Here is a 9,150-nt window from a genome sequence, read left to right as displayed (position 1 = left end):
CGCCGGCCCGTCCCTCGATTCCCGGCACACCGAAGACGACCGTCGGCCCCGCAACACGACGGCCCTGCCCCTACGAGCTGCTCCCCCTACCCCAAGACACTCCCCTAGGAACGAGAGTCCTCCGCCCACCCCGAACCGTCAATCCGCTAGCACCCTCGAAATCCACGAACCTCCGGGACGCCACCAGCTCGCCCGGCGACTTCATTGCCGAGGGCACCGAATACCGCCGATCGCGTTGGTGACGTGTGGCGAGGGGTACCGGTAGCTGCCCGCAGCTATCCAAGGAGACGGATTCATGCCCCCGAAACGTAAAGCTTCCAGCGCGCCTCGTGGTTCGAGCGCCGCACCCGCCGCCCCCGCGCGCGCGGCCGAAGAGCACCCGGTCGAGGTGGCCGAGGGGAAGCTTCAGACGAGTTCGCTGCTGACCACGGCGCAGGGCGTCCGGCTTCCGGACACCGACCACTCGCTGAAGGCGGGGTCGCGCGGCCCGACCCTGATGGACGACTTCCACCTGCGGGAGAAGATCACCCACTTCGACCACGAGCGGATCCCCGAACGGGTGGTGCACGCCCGCGGCGCCGCGGCGCACGGCACGTTCACCGCGTACGGCAACGCCGGAGCCGCGACCAAGGCCGGCTTCCTGCAGCGCGGCCGGGAGACGCCGGTCTTCGTCCGGTTCTCGACCGTGCTCGGCTCCCGCGGCTCGGCCGACACGGTCCGCGACGTCCGGGGCTTCGCGGTGAAGTTCTACACCGACGAGGGCAACTTCGACCTGGTCGGCAACAACATGCCGGTCTTCTTCATCCAGGACGGCATCAAGTTCCCCGACATCATCCACGCCGGCAAACCGCACCCGGACCGCGAGATCCCGCAGGCGCAGTCGGCCCACGACACCTTCTGGGACTTCGTCTCGCTGCATACCGAGGCGACCCACCACGTGATGTGGGCGATGTCGGATCGCGGCATCCCGCGCTCGTACCGGACGATGGAAGGCTTCGGCGTCCACACCTTCCGGCTCGTCGACGCCAAGGGCGAGACCTGCCTGGTGAAGTTCCACTGGAAGCCTGTCGCCGGCATCCACTCGCTCGTCTGGGAGGAAGCGCAGATCGCCGCGGGCGCCGACCCCGACTTCCACCGCCGCGATCTGGCCGACGGTATCGACGCCGGTGCGCCGCTGGAGTTCGAACTCGGTCTGCAGGTGATGCCCGACGCCGAGGACCAGACGTTCGAAGGCATCGATCTGCTCGACCCCACCAAGCTCGTCCCCGAGGAGCTCTGCCCGGTCCAGCTGGTCGGCAAGCTGACCCTCGACCGCAACCCGACGAACTACTTCGCCGAGACCGAGCAGGTCGCCTTCCACACCGGCAACCTGGTCCCGGGCATCGAGGTGACCGACGACCCGCTGATGCAGGCGCGACTGTTCTCGTACCTCGACACCCAGCTGACCCGCCTCGGCGGCCCGAACTTCACCCAGCTGCCGATCAACTGCCCGCATGCGGCCGTCAACGACAACCTCCGCGACGGCATGCATCAGACGGCCGTACCCCGCGGCATCGCGCCGTACCTGCCCAACAGCCTCGGCGCCGAGGGCGAGCCGGTACCTGCCGAGCCGGCCGAAGGCGCCTTCGTTCACGTACCTCGCGAGGTCAGCGGCCCGAAGGTACGGGAGAACCCGCTGTCGTTCACCGACCACTTCTCCCAGGCGAGCCTGTTCTGGGCCAGCATGACCGAGGTCGAACGCGCCCACATCATCGAGGCCTTCACCTTCGAGCTCGGCAAATGTTACGAGCAGCCCATCCGCGAACGGATGCTGACCGTGCTCGCGAACGTCGACGCCGAACTGTGCGCCGCCGTCGCGGCCGGCCTCGGACTTCCCGCACCGGCCGGCACCCCCGCCACCGACCCGGTCCCCTCCCCCGCCCTGTCTCAGATCGTCTCCACGCCGGGACCGATCACCGGCAGAGTGATCGGTGTGGTCGCGGCCGACGGCGCCGATCTCGCCGGTATCACCAAACTCCGGCGAGCAGTCGAAGCACAAGGCGCGGTACTACGCCTGCTGGCTCCCGTCGGCGGCACGATCAAGCGAGCCCGCTCGACGCAGCCCGTCGACCGCACCTTCCTGACCACCCGATCGATCGAGTACGACGCCGTGATCATTGCAGCAGGCAACTCATATCTGAACGACATCAAGCTGACCGTCCTGCTCGGCGAACTCTTCCGCCACTGCAAGGTGCTCGGCGCCTGGGGCGACGGCGACCAGGTCCTCACCGCCGCTGGCATCGACGCCACGGCACCCGGCATCCTCCTCGCCGACACCATCGCCAAGCCGTACACCACCGAACTCTTCGCAGCCATCGGCCTCCACCGGGTCTGGAACCGCGCAGAACTACTGCACTAGGCACAGCTGAAGGGCGAGTGCCGCCCGCACTCGCCCTTCACCACGCCGGTCCCGCTAACCGGCCTGTTTCTCGATGGCCGCCTTGATTCCGCCGAGGGTGTGCCGCAGCCCCTCGTCGATGGACGCTCCTTCGGCATGATCGGTATGCAGACGGACGGTCAGCAGCGAACTTCCCTCCCCAGCGGGATCGATGTCGAGTTCCCCGTGGTAGTCGTGCTCTCCGGTCGCTCCCCACTTGAGCTTCTTGCCTTCCTCGACCACCTCGATCCACGCCTCGCCCGAGACCTCACGCTTCGGACCTCCGTCAGGCTCGATCACCGCGGCGACCTCGACCACGTCGCCACCGGTGCGATGAGCCTCGGTCATCTGCGGCAGGTAGTCCGGCAGATGCCCGACGTCCGAGAGGTACCCGAACAGAACCTCCGCGGACACCTCCACGGTCGTCGATGCCTCGTAGTCACCCATGCCGACTCACTTCCGTCAGTACAGGTTTCATCGTGCGTCCGGCCGCTCGACGTCGCCGCGCCACCCGCCGGTCTCCGCCCCCCGCTTCTCAATGAACTCTTTGAAACTCAGCAGATCCCGCTTCACCCGCACGCCAACCAGCCCGGTCTTGTCCGCCACCTGCTCCGCGAACCCTTCCGGATCGAGATCCATCTGCGCCGTCACCCGCGTCGTGGTGTCACTCAACCGATGAAACGTGATCACTCCCGCATGCCGCGGCTCGCTATCCGACTTCCACGCCACCCGCTCTTCAGGATGCTGCTCGGTGATAGTCGCATCGAACTCCCGCGTCACCCCCGCCATACTCGTCACCCAGTGCGTGTGGGTCGCATCGAGCTGCTTGATCTCATCGACCCCATCCATGAACTCCGGGAACGACTCGAACTGCGTCCACTGGTTATAAACCGCGGTAATCGGCGCCTCGACGTCAACCGACTCGGTGGTGTTGCCCATGAGTACATTCCTCCAGTTGTGGTGTCCACCCCCGGTACCCGCACCCACCCGAAGAAACCACGAACTTATGCAAGGCGCTCGAGAGGACCCCGGAGAAGCGAAGACCTCGGAGCCCCACAGCCCCACAGCCGCCACCGACGAGCGACGGCCCTCTACCAGACACCGAAGCTGCTCCCGGCAACCAACCAACAGCAAGCAACCACCCCCGGCATCCGCAACCCGGCCGACATCACCCAGCCGGTGCCAAATCGCCCCGCACCGCGGCGGAGGCCCAACACCCGAGTGCTTCGCTGTCGCGCGACGCAGGAGCGCGCACCCCGGGGCGAGTGGGAGCGAACGGCGAGGCAGGGTGGGGTCAGAGTTGTTTGTAGATGCTGACTTCGGCGAGGGACAAGGGCCCGCTTTGGTTTTCTAGTTGGATTCGGACGTACCGGCCGGAGGCGCCGGTGAAGTTGAGGGTGGTGAGGGGGCCGGCGATACCAGCGTGGCGTTGGGCGGTAGTGCCGGGGGCGGTGCGGGCGGTGGCCAGGTCTGGGGCGGTGATGGGGTTCTCGGAGACGATGACCCAGAAGTCGGTCAGGCGGGAGCCGAAGCCGCCGTCCGTACGGTTGTAGACCTCGACGTCACCGATCGGGACGGACGCGCCGAGATCGACCTGCCACCAGGCTCCCTTGGCGTCAACCGTGGTGTGGGTGACCGAGTTGCCGAAGTAGTTCCCGTCGGTGTTGCCGTCGACCGCCCGCCCAGCGTCGCCGTCATAGTCGGTGGAGATCTGGGTCGCCGGCTTATGCAGAGCCAGGTTGCCCGGACGCACCGGATCGCTGATCAACTCAGCGCTCAAGTACTCGTGCGACAGCGGATCGCGGTACTTCACGTGGACCAACTCCACCGGCCCAGCCGCGATATCAAGCCCGGCCAGATTGAGATCGACCCCTCCGTCGCCCCGGACAGTGAAGGGAACAGCCCGCCCCTTGGGCGTCTTCACCCACACCACCGGGTTGTTCAGATTCGGCACCGACAGCAGATCCTTCTCCCTGGCCGGCCGTTTGAACAGAAACACATTCATCGTCGCGTCCTTGAAGGTGGTCGCCGCAAGAGCACTCGGCCGGATCGGCCCACCCCGGGTGCCGTAGATCGCCGCACCGTACGCCTTCATCCACTGACCGACCTCGGCCAGCCGGTCGCGCTGCGGCTTGTCCACCTCGCCCGACGGCTTCGGCCCGACGTTGAACAGCAGGTTCCCGTCGCCGGTCGCCGTCGAGATCACCGTCTTGACGATCGTCTCCAGCGACTTCACCGACTCGTTCGGCCGCCAGGACCACTGGTCGCCGATCGTGATGCACGATTCCCAGGCTCGTGCCACGTCGAACGCCCCGACCCGCTGCTCCGGAGTCGAGTAGTCACCGGCCAGTGTCGGCTGCGGATCCGCCCAGCCGAGCGCGTACCCGCGATTGTTGATCAGCAGCCCGGGCTGGAGGTTGCGCGGTACGGAGTGGAACGTCGGCGGCCGGTAGACGCTCAGGTCGGTCGGTGCGATCCCGTCGTACCAGAGGAAGGAGATGTCGCCGTAGTCGCTCATCAGCTGGCGCAGGTGGCCCATCATGTAGTCGTAGTAAACGTTGTCGTTCCCCGCGACGATCAGCGGATTCGTCCAGTCCCAGCCGGAGTAGTAGAGGCCGAACTCGATCCCACGCGAGCGGCAGGCGATCGCGACCTCGCCGACCAGATCGCGCTTGGACTTCCCCAGCGGCGTGGTCGCGAAGTCCGGGTAGAACGAGTCCTCGTAGTTCCTGGCCCGGAACATCGGGAACCCGTCATGATGCTTGCTGGTCAGCACCAGGTACTTCATCCCGGCCGACACAGCGACATCAGCCAGCTCCTCGGCCCACCCCTTCGCCGGCAGGAACGACTTGTACGCCACGTCGTACACCGGATCGAACAGCTTCGTCGGATCGTTGTACGGCGAAGTCGTCTCGTCCTTCTTCCCGGCCCGGTACGCCTGCCTCCCCCACCCGGTCTCGCGGCCGGTCAGGCTGGCCGGCCCGAAGTGCACGAACAACCCGAAGCGCAGGCGCGCGAGAGCCTCCTGCGCGTCGACGCGCTGCCCGGTCGCGTTCAGCTGGACCGGCGCGGCGTGAGCCTGGGTGGCCGTCGAACCGAGCAGGGTGGCGGCGACACCGGCAGCGGGCGCGCCGAGCAGGATCGAGCGGCGGCGGAGTCCTTCGGCGGGAGAATCTGAGGTCGACATCGGAGTGGCCTTTCGGTGGCGGGCGGCGAGTCTCTCAAAATCGGATACGATATTGGAAATTAGGAGCTGCGCGGCCCGCTGTCAATGGCCGGGACAGGAGGAGAACGTGCGCGAACACGACCAGGGCCAGCCACCGAGGCTGCGGCCCGCACCCCGGCTGATGCTGCGCGAAAGTGTCTACGAGTCGCTCAAACGCCTCCTCATGGACAACGCGCTGGAGCCCGGCGCCCGGCTGTCGATCGACGGCCTGGCCCGCGAACTCCAGGTCTCGCAGACGCCGGTACGCGAAGCACTCTTCCGCTGCGAGGCCGAGGGCCTGGTCGTCCGGCGGCCGAACGCCGGCTACCTCGTCGCACCGTTGCTCGGCCGCGACGCGCTCCTCGACCTGTACGACCTCCGCCTCCTCCTCGAACCGACCGCCGCCGCCCGGGCCGCCGTCAACGCGACGGAGCGCGACCGCGAGGACATCGACGACGCAGTACGGGCGATGGCGCCGGCAGTGCACGGCGACAGCTACCAGGCATACCGGGAGTTCGCCGAGGAGGACGCGAAGCTGCACGGCACGATCGCGAGCGCCAGCGGCAATCCGCTGATCGCCGACACGCTCGACCGGCTGCGCGCGCACGTCCACACGTACCGGCTGTACTTCCGGCACGGCATCGCCGAGGTCACCACCACCGAGCACGAGGCGATCAGCGACCGGATCCGCGCCCAGGACGCGGCCGGCGCCGAGCAAGCCATGCGAACCCACCTCGAGAACTCGCGGACCCGCCTGCTCACCGCCTACGACCAGGACTGAAAAAGCAAGTCGAATCATCCATGTCAGCGAGCAAAAGTCTCATTTCCGCGGTGGCCACGGATCCGTACTGTCGGACGACATGCAGACCTCCAACAAAACAAGGCGTTTCGCCAAACTCGCAGTCGCATTGGCCGCCGCGCTGGCGCTCGGTCCACCACTACTCACCGCAATCCCCGCGCATGCTCTCGTCACCCACACGCTGACCTCGCCGGACGGGCTGACCAACATCACGGTCACCGACCAGGCCGGCGGCGGGCTGACGTACAGCGTCGTCTCGGGAAGTACCAGCATCTTCGGTGACTCGCCGCTCGGCATCACCACCAGCACCGTCGACTTCACGTCAGGACTCACCTACACGGGCGAATCGCGCTCGGTCATCAACGAGACGTACTCACTGCCAGCCGGGACCAAGCCGAGCTACGTCAACGACGGCCGGCAGCTGACGCTCACGTACACGAAGAGCGGCGCGACCATGCAGCTGGTCGTTCGCGCGTACAACGACGGCATCGCCTTCCGGTATGTCCTTCCCGGCAGCGGCAGCATCTCGATCACAGGCGAGACGACCGGGTTCCGCCTGCCGGCCACGACTGGTGGGTGGGCGGCACCGTGGAACTCCAACTACGAGCAGGACTACATCTACCGCAACGCGACCCAGCTCAACTCGGGCGTCGATCTGACGATGCCGGCGCTCGCCTCGATCAACAACAACGCCTACTTCACGTTGATCAGCGAAGCCAACGGCTACAACTCCAACGCGAGCTACGCACCCGGCATGCTCGAGGGTGACGGTCTCGGCACCGGGCTGCTGAAGCTGTCCCGTACGCCCGACCAGGGCTTCCCGATGTCGAGCACCTACCCGTTCCAGACCCCATGGCGGGTGGCGGTCATCGCACCGAACCTCGACGTCCTCTACAACTCCGACCTGGTACAGAACCTCAACCCGCCGGCCGCGACCACCCCGAGCTGGGTGAAGCCGGGGCGCGCGGCCTGGTCCTGGTACTCCGACGAGGACAGCGCCTCCGATCTCACCAAGCAGAAGCAGATGGTCGACTTCGCCGCGGAGATGGGCTTCGAGTACGTCACGGTCGACTGCTGCTACACCCCGGCCGTCGATCTGCCCGCGATCTCGGCGTACGCCGCCCAGAAGGGCGTCAAGGTCTTCGCCTGGGTAACAGCCGACGCCGGGCAGACACCCGCGCAGGCAACCCAATTGGTTGCCGACCACAAGGCCTACGGGGTGGCCGGCCTCAAGGTCGACTTCTTCCTGAGCGACGCACAGGCTGTGCAGAAGTGGTACCAGTCGATCGGCGACGCCGCCGGGGCGAACCAGATGATGCTCGACCTGCACGGCAGTACGAAGCCGGGCGGCGAGAACCGCACCTGGCCCTGGGTACTGACGTCCGAGGCCGTCGCCGGCACTGAGCACTACAAGTACCCGCCGCCCACCACCGCTGCCGCCGACGTCACGTATCCGTTCACGCGCGGCCCGATCGGTCCGATGGACTACACACCGGCGATGATCTCGCAGAACGCGTCGGTACTGACGCAGGGGCACACGCTCGCGCAGGCGATCGTCTACAACACCGGCATGATCAACTACGCCGACTCAGCCGCGGCGTACGAGCAGTGGCCGGGGCGTCACCTGATGCGGGCCATCCCGACCACTTGGGATCAGACCAAGGTCGTCGAAGGCTTCCCGGGCGACCACATCACCCTCGCCCGGCGATCCGGGTCCGACTGGTTCGTCGCCGGTATGACCTCGCCGGCCCGTACTGCGACAGTGCCGTTGTCGTTCCTCGGAGCGGGCACCTACACGGCGACCATCTTCTCCGACAACGCATCCGGCCGAGTCCAGGTCAGCACGCAGTCGGTGACGAGTGCGACGACGCTGTCGCTGCCGATGATCGCGACCGGCGGTGTGGCGGTACAGATCTCGCAGACGCCGCTCGCCCAGATCGGCAGTGCCGACACCCGGTACGAAGCGGAATCGGCAGCCAACACGCGGGCCGGGGCGGCTTCGGTCGACGCCTGCAAGGGGTGCTCGACGGGGTCGAAGGTCGGCAACGTCGGATCGGGCGGCTCGGTGCAGTTCAACGGCGTCACAGCGACGACGGCCGGTACGCACCGGATGACGTTCACCTACACGTCGGCCGATCCGCGGTCGGTGCGGATCACGGTGAACGGCACGGTACTGAGCACCGAGAACCTGCCCGATTCGGGCGGCTGGGAGTTCGTCAACAAGTGGTCGGTCGACGTTCCGCTCGTCGCGGGCTCGAACACGATCAAGTTCGACAACCCGAGCGCGTTCGCCCCGGACATCGACGCGCTGACGATCGAGCGGGCGACCGAGGCGGAAGCAGCGGGCAACACGCTTGCCGGCGGTGCGGTGACGGCTGCTTGCGCCGGGTGCTCAGGCGGTACGTTCGTGAAATCGCTCAGCGGTAGCGGCACGCTCGACGTCAACGGCGTGACAGCGTCGTCCGCCGGCAACCACACGGTGCGGCTCGACTACGCGAGTGCGACCGCGCAGACCGTACAGGTTCAGGTCAACGGCGGAACGGCCATCACCGTCACGCTGCCCGCGACCGGCTCCGCGACGGCCGTGGCGACCAAGACACTCGGCCTCACGCTCACCGCGGGGTCGAACGTCATCAGGGTGAAGAGCGCCTCCTCGGCGGCGGTCGGCATCGACAGGCTCAGCGTCATCCGCTGATCCGTCGAATCGTCCATACCCTGACGCCGAACAAC

At 67.0% G+C, this 9,150-nt stretch carries 6 protein-coding genes; 3 read left to right on the top strand and 3 right to left on the bottom strand.

Annotated elements, in window-relative coordinates:
- Positions 1-295 precede the first annotated feature (295 nt).
- Complete coding sequence (locus AB0M15_RS30145) at positions 296-2,398, top strand: catalase (RefSeq protein ID WP_363825197.1); 2,103 nt, start codon at positions 296-298, stop codon at positions 2,396-2,398.
- Between the two features lie 54 nt (positions 2,399-2,452).
- Here the strand turns inward: AB0M15_RS30145 and AB0M15_RS30140 are convergent, their stop codons facing one another.
- The 3 genes from AB0M15_RS30140 to AB0M15_RS30130 form a co-directional block, all read right to left on the bottom strand.
- Complete coding sequence (locus AB0M15_RS30140) at positions 2,453-2,863, bottom strand: SRPBCC family protein (protein WP_363825194.1); 411 nt, start codon at positions 2,861-2,863, stop codon at positions 2,453-2,455.
- 27 nt (positions 2,864-2,890) lie between these two features.
- On the bottom strand, positions 2,891-3,355 hold the full coding sequence (locus AB0M15_RS30135; protein ID WP_363825191.1) for an SRPBCC family protein: 465 nt from the start codon (positions 3,353-3,355) through the stop codon (positions 2,891-2,893).
- 355 nt (positions 3,356-3,710) lie between these two features.
- Positions 3,711-5,603 (bottom strand): alpha-L-fucosidase, encoded by a 1,893-nt coding sequence (locus AB0M15_RS30130; RefSeq protein WP_363825188.1) that lies wholly within the window; start codon positions 5,601-5,603, stop codon positions 3,711-3,713.
- 106 nt (positions 5,604-5,709) lie between these two features.
- On the opposite strand from AB0M15_RS30130, the gene AB0M15_RS30125 reads away from it, so the two are divergent.
- Complete coding sequence (locus tag AB0M15_RS30125) at positions 5,710-6,402, top strand: GntR family transcriptional regulator (RefSeq protein ID WP_363825185.1); 693 nt, start codon at positions 5,710-5,712, stop codon at positions 6,400-6,402.
- Positions 6,403-6,481: 79 nt separating this feature from the next.
- Entirely contained in the window at positions 6,482-9,115 is a 2,634-nt protein-coding gene (locus AB0M15_RS30120) for a glycoside hydrolase family 97 catalytic domain-containing protein (protein WP_363825182.1), read from the top strand.
- Positions 9,116-9,150: the final 35 nt, after the last annotated feature.

It is taken from the genome of Kribbella sp. NPDC051718 (genome assembly GCF_040681515.1).
In the GTDB taxonomy this organism is placed as follows: domain Bacteria; phylum Actinomycetota; class Actinomycetes; order Propionibacteriales; family Kribbellaceae; genus Kribbella.
The sequence above is the reverse complement of the archived record's forward strand: the minus strand, read 5'-3'. Positions and strand labels throughout refer to the sequence as shown.

Excerpts from the sequence above, each read along its gene's own strand:
- AB0M15_RS30140 (WP_363825194.1), bottom strand. The coding sequence starts at position 2,863 with ATGGGTGACTACGAGGCATCGACGACCGTGGAGGTGTCCGCGGAGGTT.
- AB0M15_RS30130 (WP_363825188.1), bottom strand. The coding sequence starts at position 5,603 with ATGTCGACCTCAGATTCTCCCGCCGAAGGACTCCGCCGCCGCTCGATC.
- AB0M15_RS30135 (WP_363825191.1), bottom strand. The coding sequence starts at position 3,355 with ATGGGCAACACCACCGAGTCGGTTGACGTCGAGGCGCCGATTACCGCG.
- AB0M15_RS30120 (WP_363825182.1), top strand. The coding sequence starts at position 6,482 with ATGCAGACCTCCAACAAAACAAGGCGTTTCGCCAAACTCGCAGTCGCA.
- AB0M15_RS30145 (WP_363825197.1), top strand. The coding sequence starts at position 296 with ATGCCCCCGAAACGTAAAGCTTCCAGCGCGCCTCGTGGTTCGAGCGCC.